Annotated in this window: 16 protein-coding genes; 5 read left to right on the top strand and 11 right to left on the bottom strand. The window is 73.3% G+C overall.

What is annotated here, in order from left to right; genetic code table 11:
- Positions 1–7: 7 nt before the first annotated feature.
- Entirely contained in the window at positions 8–1,333 is a 1,326-nt protein-coding gene (locus GFH48_RS34400) for a glutamate-1-semialdehyde 2,1-aminomutase (protein ID WP_153291977.1), read from the top strand.
- Between the two features lie 7 nt (positions 1,334–1,340).
- Here the strand turns inward: GFH48_RS34400 and GFH48_RS34395 are convergent, their stop codons facing one another.
- The 4 genes from GFH48_RS34395 to GFH48_RS34380 form a co-directional block, all read right to left on the bottom strand.
- Positions 1,341–2,021 (bottom strand): phosphatase PAP2 family protein, encoded by a 681-nt coding sequence (locus tag GFH48_RS34395; protein ID WP_153291976.1) that lies wholly within the window; start codon positions 2,019–2,021, stop codon positions 1,341–1,343.
- A 422-nt stretch (positions 2,022–2,443) separates the two neighbouring features.
- Positions 2,444–4,033 (bottom strand): FAD-dependent oxidoreductase, encoded by a 1,590-nt coding sequence (locus GFH48_RS34390; protein ID WP_153291975.1) that lies wholly within the window; start codon positions 4,031–4,033, stop codon positions 2,444–2,446.
- Entirely contained in the window at positions 4,030–4,707 is a 678-nt protein-coding gene (locus tag GFH48_RS34385) for a DUF5987 family protein (RefSeq protein WP_228121089.1), read from the bottom strand. Before GFH48_RS34385 ends, GFH48_RS34390 begins: the two co-directional genes overlap by 4 nt.
- Positions 4,708–4,713: 6 nt before the next feature.
- Positions 4,714–5,373 carry a hypothetical protein gene (locus GFH48_RS34380; RefSeq protein ID WP_153291974.1) on the bottom strand — a complete coding sequence of 220 codons (660 nt, stop codon included), beginning with the start codon at positions 5,371–5,373 and terminating at the stop codon, positions 4,714–4,716.
- Positions 5,374–6,104: 731 nt separating this feature from the next.
- Between GFH48_RS34380 and GFH48_RS34375 the strand changes: the two genes are divergently transcribed.
- From GFH48_RS34375 to GFH48_RS34365, 3 genes are read left to right on the top strand one after another with little or no spacing between them, the layout of a single operon-like run.
- Positions 6,105–6,332: a ferredoxin gene (locus GFH48_RS34375; RefSeq protein ID WP_153291973.1), complete on the top strand. Its 228-nt coding sequence runs from the start codon at positions 6,105–6,107 to the stop codon at positions 6,330–6,332.
- Complete coding sequence (locus GFH48_RS34370) at positions 6,322–7,716, top strand: NAD(P)/FAD-dependent oxidoreductase (RefSeq protein ID WP_153291972.1); 1,395 nt, start codon at positions 6,322–6,324, stop codon at positions 7,714–7,716. Before GFH48_RS34375 ends, GFH48_RS34370 begins: the two co-directional genes overlap by 11 nt.
- 39 nt (positions 7,717–7,755) lie before the next feature.
- Positions 7,756–8,961: a cytochrome P450 gene (locus GFH48_RS34365; protein WP_153291971.1), complete on the top strand. Its 1,206-nt coding sequence runs from the start codon at positions 7,756–7,758 to the stop codon at positions 8,959–8,961.
- Between the two features lie 54 nt (positions 8,962–9,015).
- Here GFH48_RS34365 and GFH48_RS34360 read toward each other — a convergent pair whose 3' ends face one another.
- Both GFH48_RS34360 and GFH48_RS34355 read right to left on the bottom strand, forming a co-directional pair.
- Positions 9,016–9,846 (bottom strand): arylamine N-acetyltransferase family protein, encoded by an 831-nt coding sequence (locus tag GFH48_RS34360; protein WP_153291970.1) that lies wholly within the window; start codon positions 9,844–9,846, stop codon positions 9,016–9,018.
- A gap of 71 nt (positions 9,847–9,917) precedes the next feature.
- Positions 9,918–11,261: an amidohydrolase gene (locus tag GFH48_RS34355; protein WP_228121087.1), complete on the bottom strand. Its 1,344-nt coding sequence runs from the start codon at positions 11,259–11,261 to the stop codon at positions 9,918–9,920.
- Positions 11,262–11,640: 379 nt separating this feature from the next.
- Between GFH48_RS34355 and GFH48_RS34350 the strand changes: the two genes are divergently transcribed.
- Positions 11,641–11,814, top strand: a complete 174-nt coding sequence (locus GFH48_RS34350) for a thiazolylpeptide-type bacteriocin (RefSeq protein ID WP_031179489.1) — start codon at positions 11,641–11,643, stop codon at positions 11,812–11,814.
- A gap of 148 nt (positions 11,815–11,962) precedes the next feature.
- On the opposite strand, the gene GFH48_RS34345 is transcribed toward GFH48_RS34350, so the two are convergent.
- Genes GFH48_RS34345 through GFH48_RS34325 form a run of 5 tightly spaced genes read right to left on the bottom strand, consistent with a single transcriptional unit; the run spans position 11,963 to position 21,414 of the window.
- Positions 11,963–14,050 (bottom strand): TOMM precursor leader peptide-binding protein, encoded by a 2,088-nt coding sequence (locus GFH48_RS34345; protein ID WP_153291969.1) that lies wholly within the window; start codon positions 14,048–14,050, stop codon positions 11,963–11,965.
- On the bottom strand, positions 14,047–14,799 hold the full coding sequence (locus tag GFH48_RS34340; protein ID WP_153291968.1) for an ABC transporter permease: 753 nt from the start codon (positions 14,797–14,799) through the stop codon (positions 14,047–14,049). The genes GFH48_RS34345 and GFH48_RS34340 overlap by 4 nt, the downstream gene beginning before the upstream one ends.
- Positions 14,796–17,258: an ATP-binding cassette domain-containing protein gene (locus GFH48_RS40200; protein ID WP_407698680.1), complete on the bottom strand. Its 2,463-nt coding sequence runs from the start codon at positions 17,256–17,258 to the stop codon at positions 14,796–14,798. Before GFH48_RS40200 ends, GFH48_RS34340 begins: the two co-directional genes overlap by 4 nt.
- Entirely contained in the window at positions 17,255–18,454 is a 1,200-nt protein-coding gene (locus GFH48_RS34330; RefSeq protein WP_153291967.1) for a lantibiotic dehydratase C-terminal domain-containing protein, read from the bottom strand. Before GFH48_RS34330 ends, GFH48_RS40200 begins: the two co-directional genes overlap by 4 nt.
- Positions 18,451–21,414: a lantibiotic dehydratase gene (locus tag GFH48_RS34325; protein WP_153291966.1), complete on the bottom strand. Its 2,964-nt coding sequence runs from the start codon at positions 21,412–21,414 to the stop codon at positions 18,451–18,453. Before GFH48_RS34325 ends, GFH48_RS34330 begins: the two co-directional genes overlap by 4 nt.
- Positions 21,415–21,484 lie beyond the last annotated feature (70 nt).

The following is a 21,484-nucleotide window of genomic DNA, read 5'->3' as shown; positions in this document are numbered from 1 at the left end:
GGTCCCCGTGGACACCGAAGAGCTCCACCTGCCCCTGTCGCGGACAGCCAACGAGCGGCTGCACGCCATGATTCCCGGGGGCGCGCACACCTACGCCAAGGGCGACGACCAGTACCCCGAGAACCTGGCCCCGGTCATCAGCCACGGCAGCGGTGCCCACGTGTGGGACGTCGACGGCAACCGCTACATCGAGTACGGCTCCGGTCTGCGGTCGGTCAGCCTCGGCCACGCCCACCCCCGCGTGGTCGAGGCGGTACGGCGGGAACTCGACCGCGGCAGCAACTTCGTCCGGCCCTCCATCGTGGAGGTCGAAGCCGCGGAACGCTTCCTGGCCACGGTGCCGACCGCCGAGATGGTCAAGTTCGCGAAGAACGGCTCCGACGCCACCACCGCCGCGGTACGCCTCGCCCGCGCCGCCACCGGCCGCCCGCGGGTGGCCCTCTGCTCCGACCATCCGTTCTTCTCCGTCGACGACTGGTTCATCGGCACCACGCCGATGTCCGCCGGCATTCCGGCGGCGACCAACGAACTCACCGTGGCGTTCCCCTACGGGGATCTGGCCGCCACGGAGGAGCTGCTCACCCGGTACCAGGACGAGGTCGCCTGCCTGATCCTCGAACCCGCCACCCACACCGAGCCGCCGCCCGGGTACCTCGCCGGCCTGCGTGAACTGGCCGACCGGCACGGCTGCGTACTGATCTTCGACGAGATGATCACCGGCCTGCGGTGGTCCGAGGCGGGCGCCCAGGGTCTGTACGGCGTCGTCCCCGACCTCTCCACGTTCGGCAAGGCGCTGGGCAACGGATTCGCGGTCTCCGCGCTGGCCGGACGCCGGGAACTGATGGAGCTGGGCGGTCTGCGGCCCTCCGGCGACCGGGTGTTCCTGCTGTCCACCACGCACGGTGCGGAAACGCACTCCCTGGCGGCCGCGACGGCGGTGCTCACCACCTACGCCGAAGAGGGCATCACCGCGCGGCTGCACGTCCTGGGCGAACGGCTGGCCGCCGGTGTCCGCGACGCCGCGGCCAGCATGGGGGTCGGCGACCACATCGTCGTCCGGGGCCGGGCCAGCAACCTGGTCTTCGCCACCCTCGACGAGCACCGGCAGCCGTCGCAGCGGTACCGCACCCTGTTCCTGCGCCGGCTCCTCGCGGGCGGGGTGCTGGCCCCGTCGTTCGTGGTGAGCAGCGCGCTCGACGACGCCGACATCGATCACACCGTCGACGTGGTGGCCCAGGCGTGCGCCGTGTACCGGAAGGCGCTGGATGCCGCCGACCCCACCCCGTGGCTGGGCGGACGACCGGTGAAGCCGGTGTTCCGGCGCCTCGCGTGACGTGATGTCAGTGATGCCCCTCCCGGACGGCTTCGGCCGTCCGGGAGAGCAGCCGGTCGGCCGTCCGGTCGACCAGCCACGCGGCCACCGGTACCACCGCCAGGGCGGTGCACCAGCCGCCGAGGACGTCGGTCGGGTAGTGCGCGCCCAGCGAGACCTGCGCCCAGCCCATGACGGCGCCGGCGACCAGCGCCGCGGCGAGCACGAGTGACGTGCCGGCCGTCCTTCCGAGGCCGAGGCGGCCGGTCGCGAGCAGTGCCATCACGAGGGCGAGCGCGGTGGCGAAGGCGGTGTGCCCGCTCGGGTAGGACAGGTTCCCGCCGTGGATGGTGCGTCCCACCAGGGACTTGAGCAGCGTCGCCGTTCCCACGCTCAGGCCGGCGCCGACCACGACGAGCACCGCCGCGCGAGGATGCCGCAGCAGCAGGCAGCCCGTCACGACGACCGCGATCAGCGTCGCCGCTCCCACGGGCTCCCCCAAGAAGTCCGTGGCCAGGGCGAAGGACCGCCACGGCCCGCCCGTACCGTCCGACGCCGTCAGGATCCGGGCGTCCACGATGCCTGGTCTGCTGTCGTCGGCGTACAGGACCCCGAGCGCGACGACCACCAGCGCGGCGAGGGCCGCGATCAGCCCGAGCCGAGCGCGCAGCGACGGGGGTGACACCGCGGGCGCCGACCAGCCGGTCACCCGGCCACCGCGTCCGGTCGGCCCGCGGTACCTCGCCGTGACCGGCCCATGGTGTGCCGGATCTTGGCTTCCTGGAACCGGGTACGCGTGCGGCCCCTCCTCCGGCGGCCGGTGGACGGCCACGCACCGGCGGCACTTCGTTCTGCCCGCTCCGGTCTCCCTTGCTCCGATGGCCGCTGCCCCGGTTCCCCCTGCTCCCGTTCCCTCTGCTCCCGTTCCCTCTGCTCGGGTTCCCTCTGCTCGGGTTCCCTTTGCTCCAAGCCCTCTTGAAGACTGCCCGGCCGGCTTTCCGTGACCTTCTCGTCCGCCATGCTCAGCAGTGCATCATGTCCCGGTCCCCCGTAGGACCACGAACCGGTCAACGACCGGATCGCCCTGCGGGCGTGGCCCGTTCGCCCGTGGACGGGAGTTCTTCGGGCCCCTCATCGGCCGGGCAGCGGAATGTCGCGGCGCAGCACGACCCCGGCGTCGGCGGCACGGGTGGCGATCGTGGCGACGGCGCGTTCGGCGAGAGCCGCGATGGTCAGTGAGGGGTTGACGGTCAGGGACGTCGGGACGGCGGCGCCGTCGGTGACGAACAGCCCGCTGTGGCCGCGCAGTTCATGGCTGTCGGTGAGCGCGCTGGTGGCCGGATCGTCGCCGATGCGCGCCGAACCGAGCGGATGGGCCGTGACGGTGTCGGCGACGTTCTCGCTCCACGGGCGGACCCGGGACAGGCCGTCCTTCTCCAGGATCTCCCGCAGCGCGGTGTCGGCCCGGCCCCATGCCCCGCGGGTACGGGAGGTGGGGCGGTAGGTCATCGTGCCCAGTCCGAGCCCTGGTGCCAGCCGGGTGAACCCACCGGTGAGCGGGACGGTCCCGAAGGTCCCTTCGTTGTCGTCCTCGGTCATGGCCAGCAGGGTGAGCCAGGAGCGCCACCGCGCCCGCATGTTCCGCTTCTCGACGCCGAACCACGCGGGCGAACCGGCGGCCTGGGGCAGCAGGTTGGTCAGGGGTGGGAAGTAGATCTGCTGGAGGGTGAAGCGGCTGTACTCCGGGGCGGCCGGGTCCAGGTGGTCGTAGCTGGCGGCGGTGATGGGCCTGCCCACGGGCAGCCCCTCGTACGCGGACCCGTCCGGATGTGACAGTCCCAGCAGTGAGCGCGCCTTGTCCTCGACCACGTCGGCGACGCTCACGCGGTCGCCGTTGCCGGAGAAGTACCGTCCCACGGCGGCCGGAACGCCCCCGAGGAGGAGAGCCGAGCGCTGGAGGATCACGGGCGTGCCCACGGCACCGGCGGCGAGCACGACGACCTTGGCGTGGATGACGCCGGCCTGCGCGGTGCAGCTGTAGTCGTCGGGATCGAGGACGGTGTAGCCGACGGCGTATCGAGAGCCGGGCAGCGGCGACGGGGTGACGGTCTGCACCTCGTGCAGCGGACGGATCTCCGCGCCGTGGGCCTCCGCCGCCGGGAGGTAGTTGAGCAGCAGGGAGCGTTTGGCGTCGAAGCGGCAACCGGAGAGCATCCAGTTGCAGTTGGTGCAGGTGCCGGTGTCGACGGCCACCGGGACGGGATTGCAGGTGTGTCCGGCTCGTCGGCAGGCGGCGGCCAGGACCCCGCCCGCGTAGGACACGTCCGACCAGTCGGTCCGGGTGACCGGCAGCGCCTCCTCGACGCGGTCGTACCAGGGGTCGAGGGCGGCCCGGGTCAGGGCCGCGGGCCACAGGCGGCGGCCGAGGCCGCCGTGGCGCTCGAAGACGAAGGACGGTGCGCGCAGTGAGGCGGCGAAGTAGACGACGCTGCCGCCGCCGACGCAGTTGCCGGCCACCACCGATACTCCGTCGCCCTGGACCACGTCCACGATCTTGTTGTAGGTGCCCAGGCGCATCGAATGGGCGAAGTCGGCGGCGGCCGCGCGCGGTCCGCGCTCCAGTACGGTGACGCGCGCTCCGGCCGCCGCGAGGTAGTAGGCGGGGATCGCACCGCCGAAGCCGCTGCCGATCACCAGGACGTCCGTGGTCTGCGCCGTCATGCCGGGCTCCCCGAAGCGGTCGTGTTCGGATGGAGTGCCGCCAGCGGGCGGCCGTAGGAGAAATCGGGGAAGCGCCAGAGGCCGTCCGCGTCGGGCTCGGGGAACCGCAGCCACGTCAGTCCGGGATGGCCCTGGGCGAGGGCCTCGACGGTGTCCTGCTGTCCGGCGGTGTCGAACGCCAGCCCCACCAGCAGGCTCATCACCTGCCAGATCGGCCGGTCCAGGTCATCGGGGTCGAACAGGCCACCGACCAGGGCGGTGCGGTCGGCGAAGGACAGGCCCACGAAGGGCGGGCGGGAGGGTGACAGCCAGATCAGCCGGAGGGCCGCGTAGGCGACGGCGCGCGCGTCCAGCAGGGCCGCGATCGCCGGCAGCAGCGGCGCCACCGGCAGTTCGGGCGAGTGGAGGAGGGTGACGACACCGGCCTGTACGGCACCGGGGCCGGTGACCGCGCCGGCGATCACCATGTCACCGGGAGAGCGGCGCTCGCCCGGAATCAGGGTGTCGGCGAACGCCCCGAGCGTCTGGGTCGTCCAGCTCTCGGAGGCGGCGGACGCGGCGGACGCGGAGGCGGCGGACGCGGAGGCGGCGGACGCGTCCAGGCCGCCGACGGACAGTCCGGCGAGCGTGGCAACCAGTGCCTTGAGGATGGTCCTCCGGTCGGACCCGGTCATGACGGCTCACCCGCCCAGTGCGCAGCGCAGGTCGTAGGGCAGTGAGACGGTCAGCCCGGTCTCACCGGCGGCCTGACCGTAGTCGCTCAGGGCGCGGGCCACGTCCGGGAAGACCGGCTCGAGGGCCGCGACCGCGTCGCCGATGCCCACGGTGTGTCCGTCGACGCGGAAGTTCGTCAGACGGGCTCCGGCCCGTCTCGCCGCCTTGTCCCACCAGTACTGGCCGTCCCACGCGATCCACGGCGTCGCGCCGTGCGTGGACTGCACGCTCCAGTGGTCCTTCTGGTAGTAGTGGCAGGTCACCATGGCGATGGCGAACCGGGAGGGTTCGGCCACCAGGAACCGCAGGGCCCCTCCGTCGTCGACGGTGATGTCCCGCTTGCTGTACTCCACGCACAGCGGGTCGGCGAACATCAGCCACCACGGCGGCTGTTCCCCCTCCCCGAACTCGTGCCAGGTGCAGCCGGCGGCGAACCCCGGCTCGGTGAACGGGCCCGTGGACGTGTCGGCGGCCCCGGCGGACCGGGGGGCCTGCCGGACCGGACTCTCACGGACCACCGGCTTCGACGGTGCCGCTACGGCGGTGCTGCCGGCGAGCAGCACCGCGGACGCTCCCAAGAGCAGGGCGCAGCCTGCTGCGGGGACACGAAGGCGCAGGGGAATCACGGGACCTCCCGTAAGCGGGGCAGGGTGAACGTCGCTCAGGACTGATCGCCGTCACGGCGCGCTGGGCGGGGCGACCGGCATACCGAGGATGGGGCACACCTACCGGCTAGTACAAGAGGTGGGTCAGTGACTGAGCCACTGATCCCGTGAAGAGACCTGCCGTCAACTGTGGCGCGTGCGAGGGTTGTTGAACACGCCGCCGCTCATCACACCGGTCGGTGGTGATGCGGCGGTTCGAGGCGTGGGGCGCCGAGCAGTGGATGGTCGTGGGGTCCCCGGCCACGCCGTCCGGTTGAGTCCGTACGCGTCGGCACGGCCCTGGACCGGGGCACGGTCGACCTGACCGCGCGGCCCCGGCACCTCGTCTCCGACGGAACGGCAGAAGCGGGTGACCGTTCCATGACCATCCACCTGCGCTCGTACGGCCGCCGGGCTCGACGACCCACCCCTCGCAGCCTGTCAAAGACCTCGCGTCGCGCGGGCGAACGCCGCTCCGCACAGGACCTGCTCCCGATGGCCGTCCGTCGGCCCTCCGCGCGGTCGATCACCGTGGCGCCCCCCGGAAACCTCTCCGCTCGGGTGTGGATCGGCCGGGCCGGCAGACCTCGCCTTGCGAGCGCCCCGCGCGCAGGCCCATCCTGAGGGAGGGGCTTGCCGACCACCGTATGGACCGAGCGCGGACGACCGCGGAGCCCACCGGGACCGCGGCCCGCGCGGGGAGCGGGTTCCAGATGAGGCTTGTCGTCGATCTCAACCGGTGCCAGGGATTCGCGCAGTGCGTCTTCCTCGCGCCGGACGTGTTCGCCCTGCACGGCGACGAGTCGCTGCTGTTCACCCCTCGCTTCGACGAGGCACAACGCGACGGGGTGGAGAAGGCCGCTGCCGCCTGCCCGGTCCAGGCCATCCTCCTCGACCGCTCCGACGAGCCGACGAAGGGGGCGGAGCCCCATGTCGGCTGACACGGACGTCGAGGCCCTGCGGCACGGGGGCCGCATCGTCGTCGTCGGCGCCTCGCTGGCCGGTCTGCGCGCGGCGGAGACCCTGCGCGAACAGGGCTTCACCGGATCGCTGACCATGATCGGCGACGAGCCGTACGAGCCCTACGACCGGCCGCCGCTGTCCAAGCAGGCGCTGCTCGGGCGAGCGCGGCCCGAGGACACCGCATTGCCGCGGCGACGTGACATCGCCGCCGAATGGCGTCTGGGCGTCGCCGCCGAGAGTCTCGACCGGGACGCCGAGCGGGTTCGTCTGGCGAACGGCGACACCGTGCCCTACGACCGCCTGCTGATCACCACCGGGACCAGGGCGCGGCCCTGGTTCAACCCCGAAGAGGCCGCGCTGGACGGGGTGTTCGTGCTCCGTACGCGCGACGACTCCGCACGCCTGCTCCGGGCCCTGACCAAAGGCGCGTCCAGGGTGCTGGTGATCGGTGCCGGTTTCACGGGATCCGAGGTGGCCTCCGCCTGCCGGGAGCTGGGCCTTGAGGTCACGGTCGCGGAACGCGGCCCGGCACCGCTGGTCGGCGCCCTCGGCGGAGTGATCGGCGCGGTCGCGGACCGGTTGCAGCGCGGACACGGAGTCGACCTGCGCTGTGGCATCAGCGTCACCGCCCTGGAGGGCGACTACGTCGGGCACCTCAGGCGCGCCCACCTGTCCGACGGCTCGGCGATCGACGTGGACGTGGCGGTCGTCTCGCTCGGCGCCGTCCGGAACACCGAATGGCTCGCCGGCTCCGGACTGGCCGCCGGTCCTCGCGGGATCGCCTGCGACGCCGGCTGCCGGGTGCTCGACGTCAACGGGATCGTCACCGACGACATCTACGCCGCCGGTGACGTCGCCCGCAGCCCCCACCCACTTTTCGAATACCAGTTCCTGTCGCTGGAACACTGGGGCAACGCGGTCGAACAGGCCGAGATCGCCGCCCACAACATGATCTGCGCCGGTCCCGATCGCCGTCCGCATCTGTGGCTGCCGATGTTCTGGTCCTCCCAGTTCGGCGTCGGCATCAAGTCGGTGGGTGTCCCCTTGCTGGGCGACGGTCTGGTCGTCACCCAGGGCGCCCTCGACGAGAAGCGGTTCGTCGCGGTGTACGGGTACCGCGGCCGGGTCATCGCCGCGGTGTCCTTCGACGGCGCCAAGTGGCTGGGGTTCTACGAGCAGCAGATCGCGGCCGGCGCGCCCTTCCCGCCCGAGTACCGCACGGTCGACCGCCGCACCGAGACACTGCTGCCGGTCGGCCCGGCGTTCCCCGACCCCCACCTGCCCACCCATGGGCCCACCGTCACGTTGACGGGGCACTCACCGAGCGAGCGGCGTGTCGAGTTCGTCCCGTCACATGCCTGATCACCGGCCCCGTGCCGCCCGGAGCCCCGAGGAGACGTCATGACGCCCGCCCCCATCTCCGCGCAGATCACCGACTACGCCCATCGAGCCGATCCGTACCCCCTCTACGCGGAGCTGCGCGAGACACCGGTCAGGCGGGAGGACGACGGCACCTACCTGGTCAGCACCTACTACGAGGTGCGGGGCCTGGCCAACGACCCGCGGCTGAGCAACGACACGCGCAACCGTCCGCCCGGCTACGCCCGCGTCGGGCAACCCGCGGAGGAGACCGGTCTGCCGCCCAGTTTCATCTTCACCGACCCGCCCCTGCACGACCGCCTGCGCGACACCATCAACCGGCCGTTCGGTCCCCCGCACAGCCCCAGATTCCTCGACGGCCTGCGCGGCGACCTGGCCGGGGCCGTCACCGAACTGCTCGACGCCTTCGAGGGCAAGGACCAGGTCGACATCGTCGAGGACTTCTCCTACCCCCTGCCCGTCACGGCCATCTGCAGGGTCCTGGGCATACCCCGGGAGGACGAACCGCGCTTCCACGGCTGGGCCGACGTCCTGGCGTCGTCACTCGATCCCCACTCCGGCGACGACGGCCGGGAGAAGGCGCAGCGGGCACGCGACGAGATGGGCGCCTACCTCACCGATCTGATCGAGAGCAAGCGCCGCCACCCCGGCCCCGGGATGCTCAGCGCGCTCGCTCCCGACATGACACCAAAAGACCTGGAGGCCACCGCGGTGCTGCTCCTGGTCGCCGGCCACGAGACCACCGTCAACGCGATCACCAACACGACCCTCACACTGCTGCGTCACCCCGACACCCTTCAGCGGTTCCAGAGGAATCCGGATCTGGCCGTCCCGCTCATCGAGGAGGTGCTGCGGTACGAACCCCCGGTCCAGTTCGTCCCGTGGATCACCGCGCTGGCCGACATCGACGTCGCCGGCACCACGATCCCCAAGGGTTCGCCGGTCTGGCTCATGCTGGCCGCGGCCAACCGCGACCCCGGACGCTTCAAGGACCCCGACCGGTTCGATCCCGACCGTGAGGACAACCAGCACCTGGGCTTCTACACCGGCATCCACTACTGCTTCGGCGCCCCTCTCGCCCGTATGGAACTCCATGCGGCCGTGCCCGAACTGTTCCGCCGGGTCAAGGACTTCGGCCTGCTCGAGGATCCACCGCCGTACCGGGCCAACGCGGTGCTGCGTGGCCCGCGCCACCTCCCCGTGGCGATCGGAGGTCTGACGGCCTGAGTTCCGTCACCGGGGCGGGCGCAACCGGGATCGGCCGGAGTCCGTCGGCGGCGATCAGCCCAGCAGGGTGAGACCTTCGGGCACGGCGATCCCGAACTCCTCCTCCACCACGCGCCGCGCCCCGGCCTCGTCGGTGAGCCTGTGCTCGCTCACCGTTCCGTCGGCCCGGGTCTCGACGAGGAGGGCGCCGTCGAGAGCGAGGTGCCGTTCGGGTGTGGTCCGCTGCAGGTAGGGGCGTCGGGTGAAGGGTGAGCGGGGGGTGGTGCCGACGTGCCAGTTGAACACCTCGAAGTCCGGCGCGGCGAACGGCTCCAGGGTGAACGCGTACTGGCTCACCCAGTCCCCCGCGTCGCGGTCGTACGCCTGTAGCGCCCACAGTTCCAGGGGGCCGCCGTGCGGCAGATGTATGAACCGGTGCCGCCGCCCCGCGCCCTCGAACTCCTCGCCGACGACCAGCGCCACCGGCGCCAGCAGCGCCCCCTTCGCACCGAACCCGACGTCCGCCAGATACGACCGCGGATCGCCCGGCACCGTCACGCGCAGCATCATGTGCGTACGCGGCCTGCTCTCCACGCTCTGCGCTCCGAGCACGACCCGGCCCGCCAGGCCGGTCACCGTGAGGCCCAGCCCCTCGAGGGCCAGCCGCAGCAGCGTGTTGTGCTCGTAGCAGTAGCCGCCGCGCCGCCCGCGGACCAGCTTGGCCATCAGGTCGGCGGGGGCGAGGGAGGGGGCCGTGCCGGTGAGCGGCTCCAGGTTCTCGAAGGGCAGGGACAGGGCGTGGGCGAGATGCACTCCGCGCAGGGTCGCGAGATCCGCGCGCCTGCCCCCTTCCCATCCGACGCGTTCCAGATAGGCGTCCAGGTCGAACCGCTCGCTGTCGTCCATGCCATGAACCTACGCGAGCCCGGCGCGCCGGCACCTCGACCGTTCGCCGTCGCCCGGCTCGCCCCGACCGGTCACCGGGCCGGGCCGGCCAGCCGGGCCAGGCCGGCCGTCACGAGCGCGGTCGTCCCCGTCTCCAGGGTGAGGCGGACGCTCGGCAGGTAGTGGGGCGAGTGGTTGCCTGGCAGGGCACGGAGCTTCTCGGCGGCCCCGGTGCCGGGGGCGGCCGCCCACTGCGCGGGGCCGACGGTGCCCAGCATCCAGTAGCCGCCCCGGATGCCGGGGCGCCCGTGGAGATGGGCGCCCGCGCCGGTCAGGAGCGGGAAGTCCTCGGTGGCCGAGGTCGCGGGCCAGCCGGTGACGCGGGCGGCGCCGAAGGCGGCCACGTGGGCGGAGCGGACGGCGGCGGTGACGTCCGGGGTGGCGAGCGTGACCCCGGAGCGGGACGTCTGCGTGACGGTGACCCGCGGTGGCAGCGCCGCGGCACCCGCCTCGGCACGGGCCACCCGCTCCACGGCCGAGGCGGCACGGTCCAGGGCCGCCTCGGAGAAGGCACGGACCGTGACGCGCAGCACGGCCTGCGCGGCGATCACGTTGCCGGTGTGCCCCGCGTCCGTCGTCCGCAGCGAGGAGGCGGTGACGACCAGCCGCTCCGCGGGATCGGCCTCACGGGCCGCGACGACGGGGAGCCGCGTCACCACACCGGCCGCGGCGAGCAGCGGGTCGGCGCTGAGATGCGGGGTGGCGGCGTGGCCGCCGTCGCCCTCGAAGCGAAGTTCCAGCGTCAGACTGCCGGCCAGTACCGGGCCGTCGGCGTGGGCCACCATGCCCGCGGGAAAGGCTGCCGTGTGCTGCGCGAGGACCACGTCGGGCGGGGTGATCCGGTCGTACAGACCGTCCTCCAGCATGGCTCTGGCACCACTGAGGGTCTCCTCGGCGGGCTGGCCGACGACGAGAAGCGTGCCGCGCCAGCTGTCGCGCCGTGCGGCGAACCAGCGCGCGGCGGCCGCCGCGCAGGCCAGGTGGGCGTCATGGCCGCAGGCGTGCATCACGGGGACGGGCCGCCCGTCCGGTCCGGCGGCGGTCACGGTGCTCGCGTAGGCGGCACCGGTCCGCTCGGCCACGGGCAGGGCGTCGAGTTCGGCCCGCAGGAGGACGGCCGGGCCCTCGCCGTTGGCGAGTTCGGCCGCGACGCCGTGGCCGCCGAGGCCGCGCAGCACGCGGAAGCCGTCCGCCTCCAGTCGGTCCGCGAACCGGGCGGCGGTACGGCGTTCGGCGCCGGAGAGCTCGGGATGCCGGTGCAGGTCGAGGTACAGCTCGGTGGTGGCGGGCAGCAGGGTGTTCAGGCCGGGCAGGGCATGCCCGGAAGGGGCACCCGTGCCCGTGAGGGTGCCGGGTCGGTCGTGGTCGCTGTTCACGGGCGGGACTCCTCGGATGCGGGCCGGGGCGGAGGGGCTTACGGAGCGGGTGGAGGGCGCGTGGAGTGGGTTTCTGGGGTGGGGAGTTGGCGGTCGACGGCGGGCCGGTGCGGCGAAGTGCCCGCCGACGGGACCGCTTCGGCGAAGTCAGCCGCTTTGGGCCGTAGTTGGTGGCGCGGGTGCTGTCGGAACGCCGGTGGAGCCGCCGGGACGTACGGGGGCGAGGGTGTCAGCGGGGTGACAGCGGTGAGCCAGGGCGCTGACGCCGGCGCCGCGTAGAAAGGTGGAGCCGGAGGTCTTGGCCCCTGGCAGGTTCAGCGCGTCGCCGGCCGGGGCTGTCCCGGTCGGCGGTTGGTCCCCGGACTCACAAGGAGACACCATGGCTGACAACACCCTCGCCTCCCTCGCCCAGGAGATCCTGGACCTGGAGTCGGAGACCTTCGAGATCACCGACTACTCGGACGCCAGTGAGGTCATGCTCGGCTCCTCGACGAGCTGCTCCTCCACCAGCACCTGCTCCAGCACCACCAGCACCACCTCCTGCACCGCCTGACGTCCGCGTCGCGGTCGACGGTCCCCGGCGCGCGCCCGCGCGCCGGGGACCGTCCACGTCCGCGCCCAGTAGGGTGCGGTGCTCTCCTCCTGTCACCCGCCCGCACGGCTCATGCCGAACCCGGCCCGCCCCGGGCGGACTTCGGCGGTCACGGGAACGGGTGCGGCACCCGCCGCAGGTCCTCCTCCCGCAGCGGCGCCGGGACCAGACCGGCGCGGTGGGGCGCGGTCCGCAGGCGCGGCATGTCGAGGGCGCGCTGCCGCAGCCAGCCGAAGTCGATCGGCAGCAGTCCGGGGGCGAGGGTGGCCACCGTGCGCAGTCCCATCCGGCGCTGTTCCGGTGTGGTCTGGTCGACGGCGATGACGTCGCAGCCGGCTCCCGCCAGGAGGTCGCGCAGGAGCAGCAGGTCGTCGCGGAGGTCCCCGGTGCGCGGCCCGCGCTCCTCCCAGCCGGCGAACAGCCCGGTGAGGGAGCCGACACGGGGCGGCGCGAGATAGTTCGCGGCGTGCCGGCGCATCGCGGGCAGTCCGAACAGCGCCGCGTGGTCGGGCAGTCGCCTGACGAGGTCGAAGTCCTCCGTCATCGCGGCGAGTTCGGCGGGCCTTTCGGCGACCTGGCCGGGCAGGTGCGGGATGTAGGTGAGGATCTCGGAGACGGCGGACTCGACGGCCGTCTCCGGGTCGAAGGAGGCTCCGGCCGCGAACGCCAGTGTTCCCGGTCCTTCGTCGCTGCGGACGGCGAGGCCGGTGACGACGGGCACCGGCAGGTCCACGCGGTTGTCGAAGACATGGACGTCGTAGCCCTGGAGCGCGGCCCGCGCCACCATCGCGCGTACCTTCGGACCGCCTACCGAGGCCAGGTCGATCTCCGGCAGGGGCAGGCCGCCGTACCAGCCGAGCAGGAAGGCGTCCCGCTCGACGAGTTCGAGGAGGCCGAAGAACGCGGCCTCTTCCCATGACCCGCCGGTGGCACAGCCGTTGGAGCACTCGAAGACGAAGTTGTCCTCGCGGGTGCCGGCGCTGTAGTAGACGAGCCGGGCCGGCACCAGCACCGGCCGGTCCTCGCGCAGTGACCATCCGGTGACCCACGGCAGGGGCCGGGCCGGGTCGAAGGGTTCGACCATCGGGTCCTGCGCGTAGGTGCGCGGTCCGTAGAGTCCGCACACGCGCGGGTCGAGGGCCCGGTCGCCGAGTTCGTCGAGGGAGGCGGTGACGACCGGGGCACGGTGGCGGCGGTGGGTGCCCGCGTACCGTTCCAGACCCTCCAGGAACGCCAGGTCGCGGCTGCTCGCGTAGGAGTTGGCCTGGCCGCTCCAGGTGACGTCGGTGAGTCCGGCGTAGCCGCGCATGAAGACACTGCCGGCGACCGGCGCGGTCGTGGGCGAGGTGACGTCGATCCAGGTGCCTCCTCCGAGCACCCCGCACACCGGGTTGGCGAGGGCCTTGACCGGCAGGGGATAGTCGGCGGGGCGGCGCAGCCGGTACGCGTCCGGGCCGCCCGGTTTCCGGCGGGAGGCCGGCTTCCCCAACGTGGCCTCGGTGGCGGCCTGTCGGGCGGACTCCTCGGTGAACGGGCGGCAGTGCGGGCACATCGGCTCGGGCACCAGGGGGAAGGTGCGCACCTGAAGTGTCTCCAGGTCGAGTTCGGTGATCCGGGGCAGTGCGGTGTCCGCCCCCTCGGTGGTGTGCCGTGCGGCGCCGCTGGTGATGTGGCGGTGCAGGGACCATACGGCGTCCACCGTGTGGTCGGGCAGGACGGGCCAGGGGCCGGCCGCGGTGGTCTCCGTGCCGGTCTCCAGCGCCTCGCGTTCGGTGCGGGTGCGCAGCCGCTGACGGCGCATGGCGAGGCAGGTTCCACAGGCGGGCCCGGCGTCGGGGGCGCCGCCCCAGGGGCCGAGCAGTACGGCCTGGGCGGTGAGGTGGACGACGGCCGTGTGCGGGGGCACGGGCCGGGGCCCGTCCGAGGTCGTACCCCTGGTCGCGGCCTGCGTGTCCGGCTGGAGCGCGTCCGTTCCCGTGGGCACGGCCCGCGGGTCCGGCGGGGCCGTGTCCGTTGCCGTGGGCACGGGCCGGTCGGCCGGCTGCCCGAGGACGTTGGCGTCGCCGATGCGGGAGACGGCCGGTGCGGGCAGTCCCGCCGTCGTGGCACGGACCGCCAGGCGGGACTGGAGCTCCGCGCGGGCGGCCTCCAGGGGCGAGACGGTGGGCGCGGGGGCGGGGGCGGTGACGGTCGTCATGGCCGGTTGCTCCAACGGAAGATCCGGGTGGCGACCAGTCCGAAGACCAGGGCGAACACGGCGAGGCCCGCGCAGTCGACCGCGATGTCACCGAGGTCTCCGCGTCCGCCGAAGGCATCGGTGACCCCGTCGTTGAGGTAGTGCAGCGGCAGCACCTTGGCGACGGTGCGCAGCCAGCCCGGCATGAGGTCGTCGGGGAAGAACGAGCCGGACAGGAAGGCCATGGGCACCATCACGATGTTGGCGATGGCCGCGACCGCCTCCGGGCTGTCGGCGACGCTGCCGACGACCAGCCCCATGGCGAGGAAGGCGGTGACTCCCAGCACCAGCAGCGGAACGGCCGCCCACCAGGGCCCGTCGAGCCGGAGACCGAAGAACGGCAGCAGGGCGATGGCGGTGAAGAGCACGGTCTGTACGAGAGCGACGCCCAGCGCCACGGTCCAGCGCGAGGCGAGCAGGGTACGCAGCGGGGTCGGCGTCCGCCAGATGAGGCGGAGCAGGTCGTCCCGGCGCCACTGCATCAGGGCGAACCCGACCGAGAAGACCGCCGCGTTGCCCACGCCCCAGGAGAGCACGCCCGGGGCGATGTAGTTGATGGAGGACAGTCCGCCGTCGACGTGCTGGCCCTGGAAGATCAGACCGAACAGGACCAGGAAGGCGAGCGGGAAGGCGAAGGTGAAGAAGAGGGTCGTCCTGTCGCGCACGCTCGCGACGTAGGTGGCCCTGGTCAGTGCGGCGTAGGCGCTCAACGGTGGTGCTCCGATCCGGTGCCGGTCAGCGTCAGGTAGGCGTCTTCGAGGGTCGGGGTGCGGACGGTGACCGTGTCGATGTCCACGAGGTCCCCGAGGGCCGGCAGGACGCGGTTGGGGACGGTCGTCTCCAGGGCGAGGTCGTCACCCTCGACGGTGGCCCGGTCGACGCCCGCCAGCGCGAGCGCCGCGTCGGTGGAGAGCCCGGCGGCGGGGACGAGCAGGCGGGTCGGGGCGGCCAGGGAGCGGATGAGGTTGCGGGGCGTGTCCAGCGCGACAACCCGGCCGCCGGCGATGATCGCCACCCGGTCGCAGAGCGCCTCGGCCTCCTCCAGGTAGTGGGTGGTGTAGATGATCGTGCGCCCCTCCGCGCGCAACGAGCGCAGTACGACCCACAGTTCGCGCCGCGCCTCCGGGTCGAGGGCGGCCGTCGGCTCGTCCAGGAAGATCAGATCGGGTTCGTGGAGCAGCGCGGTGGCGACGGCGAGTCGCTGGCGCTGGCCGCCGGAGAGGTGGTCGACGCGTGCGTCCGCCTTCTCGGTCAGGCTGACCCGTTCCAGCGCGGTAGTCGCGGTGGCCGGGTCCATGCCGTAGAGCGCGGCGACCGTGCGCAGGTGTTCGCGCGCGGTGAGACGGGCGAAGAACGCCGACGCCTGCGTCTGTACGCCGATCCGGGCCAGCAGCGCGGTGTCGCGCGGCCAGGGGCTCTGCCCGAACACGGTCACGGTGCCGGCGTCGGCCTCGCGCATGCCCCCGACGATCTCCACGAGGGTGGTCTTGCCCGCGCCGTTGGGGCCGAGGACGCCGAAGAACTCGCCGCGCCGTACGTCGAGGCTCACGCCGTCGAGAGCCGTCACCTCCCCGTACCGCTTGGTGACGCCGTCCACGGCGACGACCGTCTCGATGGCGGCCCGGCCGGAGACGGTCTCGGTGGCGACCCCTCCGGAGACGGTCTCGGTGGCGGCCCGGCCGGGGACCGTCTCGGTGGCGGACTCGCCGGAGACGGTCTCGGTGGTCTCGGACTTGCTCTCGGGTGCGCTCATCGCCTCTTTCCTAGGGTGGTTCCGTGGGCTCGGGACGTCCGGGAGCGGTCCGGTGCCCGTAGCCGGGGCGGGGTGCCCCGACGTGGCGGTGGGGGGTGTGACGCCGGTGCCCTGGCGCCGGGCGGAGGACATGGGCGCGCGTCCGTCGGGTGTGGTCACCGGCGTGGGGCCGCCGGTCGCGGGAGGCGGGGTGCGCCGGGAACGGCCGAACGAGCCGAGGGCCCACAGGAGCAGTACGGCGGCCAGGAGTGCGACGGGCAGCCACCAGGCCAGGGCGGCGAGGCCGTCCGGCAGGGCGACGCGCAACCCGGCGCCGCACAGGGCGAGGAGCGCGGCGCTCTGTACGGCGGTCAGCAGGGCGAAGCCGCCGTACAGGACACGCAGTCGGGGTGGGTACGCGGCGAGGCCCGGCCCTCTGCGGAACGCGGCGCGGATCACGATGCCCGTGAAGTCACGGCTGCTCGTGGCGAGTTGGGTGACACCGAGGGCGTGGCCGAGGGCCCGGTAGCCGTCGAGGGGCGGCAGCGGCAGCAGATTCGCCAGGGCGGAGACCACCCCGAGGAGAAGCAGCGCGCCGAGCGCGGGGCGAGCCTGGGCCTGCGTGGGCAGCAGCGCCCACACGGCGTAGAAGGGCACCAGGAAGAGCAGGTTGGCGAAGACCCCGGCACAGGCGGTGGCGACCTTGCGGCCACGGCTGCCGAGGAACTGGACGTCCTCCACCGTGCAGTAGAGATAGGTGGCGCCGAGGATCCAGCGCAGCCCGACCTCGGTGACACGTCCGCCCCAGACCCGTGCGAACAGGCCGTGGGCGAGTTCGTGGAGGGCGAGGCTGCACCACAGGACGCAGCCGACGGCGAGCAGCAGCGCGGGCTGCCCTGCCGTCTCCCCGGTCTGCCTCCACAGGGTGCCGGCCTGGACGGCGACGGCGGCGAGCACCGCGCCGGCCAGCGCGATGAGCACGCTCAGTACGGCGGGCCGCCGGGCGGGCGCGGTGACCCGGTGCAGCCGGTCCATGAGCGCGGGCGCGTCGGCGACCAGCCGGGTCCGCCCGGCGAGGATGCCGCTCGGCGGATGCGGGGCCGCCGGCGCGGTGGGCGGCGCGGTGGGTGCGGCGGCCGGTGCGGGACCGCTGTCGAGGAGGTCACGTCCGTGCAGCAGCCGGAGCATCTGCCCCCACTGGGCGTCGCCCAGGCGCGCGCCGAACTCGCCCGCGTACGCGTGCCCGATCTCGTCGAGGCTGCGGCTGCCGTCGAGCCGCGCGATGATGAAGTGCTCCTTGGGGCCGACCTCCAGACGGCGCCCGGTGCGCGGGTCCATCAGCAGGTGGATGCGGTCGGTGCCACGCACCAGACCCGGTCCGAACACGATGTCGCCCCGCACCCGGGGCCGGGCGGCGAGGAACGCGGGGGTGCTCACCCCTCGCTCCCCGGCACCCGGACGGCGCCCGGCGCGCGCTCGGCGCCCGGCCCGTTCCCACCCGTTCCGCCCGCCTCCCCCACGTCCCCAGGGGCCTCCGCGTCCCCAGCGGTCCCCGTGTCCCCCGGCGCCTCGTCGCGCAGGGCGCGGGCCAGGACGTAGGAGAGGAAGGCCTCGTCACGGATGGTCATGCTCAGCCGATTGTTGGTCATGTGCATGTACGGCGAGAGCAGCATCGGCAGCGCGTGGGCGGGATCGGTCGGGTGGATGTCGCGGCTGTCGTCCCAGGCCCGGAAGGTGAGTTCGCCGCCCAGGGTCAGTTCCAGGGCCCGGTCGCGCAGTTCGGCGCAGTGCTCGGCCCAGCCCCGCAGGAACGCGGGGAGCCGCTCGGTCTCGCCCCGCGACACCGCGTCCCGGATGCGGCGGAAACGCTCGGGGAGGCTCGCGCCCATCGCGGTGTAGGCACGGTCGTAGCCCTGGTCCGCGGTGTAGTTGGTCCCGGTGAACGCCCGGTCCCAGAAGGCGTGGTAGCGGTCGAGGAAGGCGAGCAGCCCCTCGTCGTCCTGGAGGAAGGTGCCGGACATGACCATCATCAGCTGGGCGGAGAGACCGAGGAGCACGGTGCGCAGGTGGATGTTCATGCTGCGCGCCGCCTCGACGACCAGATCGCTGGAGTGCTGGAAGTGCCACTCCGCGAGCGAGATGCCGCTGGGGCCACCGTACTTGCCGTACTCGGGCTCGTAAGGCCGGTCCTCGAAGCTGTTGTTGGGGCGCAGCCGCATGCGTCCGTCGGAGCCGAGGAACTCCGCCCGCTGGTCCTCGGTGTACTCCAGGGTGAACAGGGTCTCGTAGAGCTCGGCGAGGAAGCCCGCCTTCACCTCGTACAGCGCGGGCCGTTCCCGCAGGAACGCGTCGAGCGCGGCGTGGGCCCGCTCCCGGACGACGGGGGCGTCGGCGGCCCGCCGGGGGCGCAGCCGCAGCCGCAGATGCGGGCCTTCCAGCCAGTAGTTGATGAAGAAGTACCCGGCGAGCAGCCCCTCCTCGGTGAGGTCGTCCACCAGCGGCTTGACGCATTGCAGAAGCAGCGGCCGGGGGCTGGCGGCGTAGAAGACGTGGACGGCGAGCCAGTCGCCGGGGACGTCGTCGGCCTGCCCGCCGGGGGTGGCGGGGGAAGCGGAAGCGGTGGGTGCGGTCATCGGGTTCGGTCCTCTCCGGGCAGGCCGGCCTGGCCGGGCAGCATCTCTACGGCGAGTTCGGCGACGTGCCGGCCGCGCGGTGAGGTGACGTGGAGTTCGCTCTCGCCGGGCAGCATCTCCTCGAAGACGGCGCGGGCGTGCTTCCCGGCCAGGAGGCCTTCGAGGGCGGTGAGGGAGAGCGGGCTCTCGAAGTCGACGTACTGGGGCTTGGAGCCGCCGAACCAGCCGCCGCCCTCGCCGGAGGTCTCCTCGTGGACGGTCGCGAAGGCCCGGGCGGGCAGCCCGTGCCGGACCCGCCAGCGGTGCCAGGCGAGGTACCACTCGCCGTCGGTGGCGTCCGGGGCGCGGAGCGGGAGGCTGCCGTCGGCCGCCGTCCAGGAGCGCCGCTGGAGCACGAGGGAGTGGTGGCGGACCCGGGGTCGCCGGGTGACTCCCCCGTCCTCGGGCCCGGTCGGCACCCCGCGCCACACGTCCGGCACCGACCGGGCGGTCGGCGAGAACAGCAGCAGGGTGCGGGGGATCTCGGGCAGCACCATGGGCACGAGGTAGCCGAGGTAGAGCGGGACCACCTCGCGGTCCAGGCGGCGTGAGCGCAGGGCGAGCCGGTCGGTGTCCGCGTCGTGCACGGCGTAGAGGTCGTCGAGGTGCAGGCGCGCCTCCTCCGGGGCGGTGCTGTGCTCACCGGGGCAGACGATCTCGTAGTCGGTGAGGCGGCCGTGGAGGTTGAGGTTGGTGGTGGCGGCACCGGCGGTGATCTCGGCGAAGACCGCGCCGGGCGGCAGCAGTCCACGCAGTTCCTCGCGCAGCTCGTCCGTCAGACCGGTGCCGTCCGTCGGGCCGGTGCCGTCCGTCAGACCGGTGCCGTCCGTCGGGCCGGTGCCATCGGCCGGTCCGGTGCCGTACGTCCGGCCGGAGTCACCCCTCCGGCCGGTGTCACCCGTCGGGCCGGAGTCCCCCGTCGGGCCGGGATCACCCGTCTCGCCGGGGTCACCCGTCTCGCCGGGGTCACCCGTCTCGCCGATGCCGTCCGCGCCGTCGAAGCAGTGGGTGAAGCGCGTGAAGGGGAAGCACAGGCCGCCGAAGGAGTCGTTGAGCACGACCAGCGGATCGCCTTCGCGCCGGGCGAGTTGGAGGAAGTGGCTGTGCGGCTGGAAGGCGGGCGCGGCGGCGCCCAGTGCCTCGGCCACCTCGTCCACGATGACATCACCGAGAACGAACTCCTCGCAGTCGTCCGGCAGTTCGTCCCAGGCGGTTCGCATCCGGGTGGTGAGCGCCGCGCGCGCCCGGTCGACGGCGTCGATCTCCGGCATGCCGAGCCAGTTCTCCTCCGGGGCGTGGCTGCCGTCCGGGAGCCGGTCGTCCTTGGCGGCGGTGAACTGGAGGTACTGCCGGAAGATGTCCTCGTGGAAGTCGTGGACCAGACGCAGCAGGTCCTCGCACCTTCCCCCGCGTCCGAAGCGGGCGAGGAAGAAGCCCTTGAGGGTGAGGCGTTGGGGCAGCGCCACGTCGAAGGCGGGCAGCAACCGGTCGATCGAGCGGAGCGGGGCGGCGGCGAGCGCGGTCCACTCGGAGAGGCCGGCGGTGGTGGTGCCGGCGGACACGTCCTCGTAGACCAACGTCTGCGGCAGCACCGGCCGTTCGGCGCCGAGGTCGGCCTGGAGGGCGAGGAGCCCCGCGCGAAGCGCCCTGAGCAGGGCGCGGCGGCCGGGGACATCCGCCTCCGGATACCGGTCGAGGATGCCGGCCGGGCCGTCCAGACGGGCGGCGAGTCCGTCGGCCCACGGCCGGGCCAGCGCGCGCAGCGACCGCTGGAAGGCGCGCAGCGGATCGCGGTCGTGAACTCCCGTCGCGAGGCTGGGAAGTTGAAGCATGCCGAGGTCGAGCAGGGCCGTGAGGTAGTGTCCGGCGGCCTCGTCCCCGGCGCCGGTGGTCGTGGCCAGCCAGCGGGCCAGGTCGCCGTGGCGGAGGGTGCCGTCGTGGTCCCGCAGCAGGGCGAGCATGCCGTCCAGGGTGCCCCGGCGGCGGAGGAAGAGGAGCCGGTCCTGGGCGGCGTCGAAGCTGACCGGGGCGCTGTCGTCGCCCGCGGTGACGGCCCGCTGGACGTAGCGGACCCGGTCGTCGTCCAGCTTCCAGCCCGAGGCGAGGGCCACCGGCAGGTCGGCGCGGCGCCGGGGGTCGGCGGCGACCAGTTCGGCGAGCCGGGTGAGGACGACGACGTTGAGCCGGCAGTGCCCCGTCCAGTCGTCGCCGACGCGGGTGACAACCCGCGTGCCGTCCTCGCCCTCCGTCTCGAACCCGCCGAGGGCGACGCCGGTGAGGGTGCTGAACGGGCTGGTCTTGCAGGCGGTGCGGTAGACGTACGAGAGCAGCGAACGCTCCATCTTGCGGGCCCGCTTGCCGGGTACGGGAGCGGGGTCGGCGGCGAACGCGTCGAGGCGTTCCTCCAGGGTGGGCGAGGCGAGCAGCAGGCCGCGGCGCAGCCGGTCGTCCAGGGCGAGTTCACGCAGGGCGGTGCGGGTGCGGGCGAGCCCGGCGGCGAGGACGGCCTCGCCCTCGGCGCGCAGTCCGGCCCAGCGGACGCGGGCGTCGAGCCAGGTCGCGAGGTCGGCTCCGGTGCCGCCGCCGATGCCGGCGGCCAGGGCGCGGGCCGCTTCGAGGTCGTTCGGGAGGCGGTTGTTGAAGACGCTTCGGCGCAGCGTCAGCAGACGGCGGCGCAGCGCGGCGTCCTCGGTGGCGCCGATCACGGCGGACAACGGGTCGCTGAGCGCGGCGCCGAGGGCGACGAGGCGGTCCTCCTCGGTGGCGGCCCGAACGGCCCAGTCGGCCGCTTCGGGGGTGCGCAGGGCCACGACGGTGTCGACCGGGAGACCCGCGACGCGCAGCATGAATCGACCGTGCAGGGCCGCGGACTCACCGGAGGTGGTGGTGTCCTGGGCCGGGCTGGTGGCGGTGGGGCTCACGCCCTCCCCCTTTCGTGTGGGGTGTGCTGCCGTCTGTCGTGCGGGGTGGGCCGCCGTCCGCGGTGGGCCC

It is taken from the genome of Streptomyces fagopyri (assembly GCF_009498275.1).
Lineage (GTDB): Bacteria > Actinomycetota > Actinomycetes > Streptomycetales > Streptomycetaceae > Streptomyces > Streptomyces fagopyri.
This window is presented reverse-complemented; position numbering and strand designations above follow the sequence as displayed.

Bases quoted from the DNA above. Each gene is read 5' to 3' on its own strand.
- GFH48_RS34385 (WP_228121089.1), bottom strand. From the start codon at position 4,707: ATGACCGGGTCCGACCGGAGGACCATCCTCAAGGCACTGGTTGCCACG.
- GFH48_RS34330 (WP_153291967.1), bottom strand. From the start codon at position 18,454: ATGACCGCACCCACCGCTTCCGCTTCCCCCGCCACCCCCGGCGGGCAG.
- GFH48_RS34370 (WP_153291972.1), top strand. From the start codon at position 6,322: ATGTCGGCTGACACGGACGTCGAGGCCCTGCGGCACGGGGGCCGCATC.
- GFH48_RS34360 (WP_153291970.1), bottom strand. From the start codon at position 9,846: ATGGACGACAGCGAGCGGTTCGACCTGGACGCCTATCTGGAACGCGTC.
- GFH48_RS34345 (WP_153291969.1), bottom strand. From the start codon at position 14,050: ATGACGACCGTCACCGCCCCCGCCCCCGCGCCCACCGTCTCGCCCCTG.
- GFH48_RS34350 (WP_031179489.1), top strand. From the start codon at position 11,641: ATGGCTGACAACACCCTCGCCTCCCTCGCCCAGGAGATCCTGGACCTG.
- GFH48_RS34375 (WP_153291973.1), top strand. From the start codon at position 6,105: ATGAGGCTTGTCGTCGATCTCAACCGGTGCCAGGGATTCGCGCAGTGC.
- GFH48_RS34365 (WP_153291971.1), top strand. From the start codon at position 7,756: ATGACGCCCGCCCCCATCTCCGCGCAGATCACCGACTACGCCCATCGA.
- GFH48_RS34390 (WP_153291975.1), bottom strand. From the start codon at position 4,033: ATGACGGCGCAGACCACGGACGTCCTGGTGATCGGCAGCGGCTTCGGC.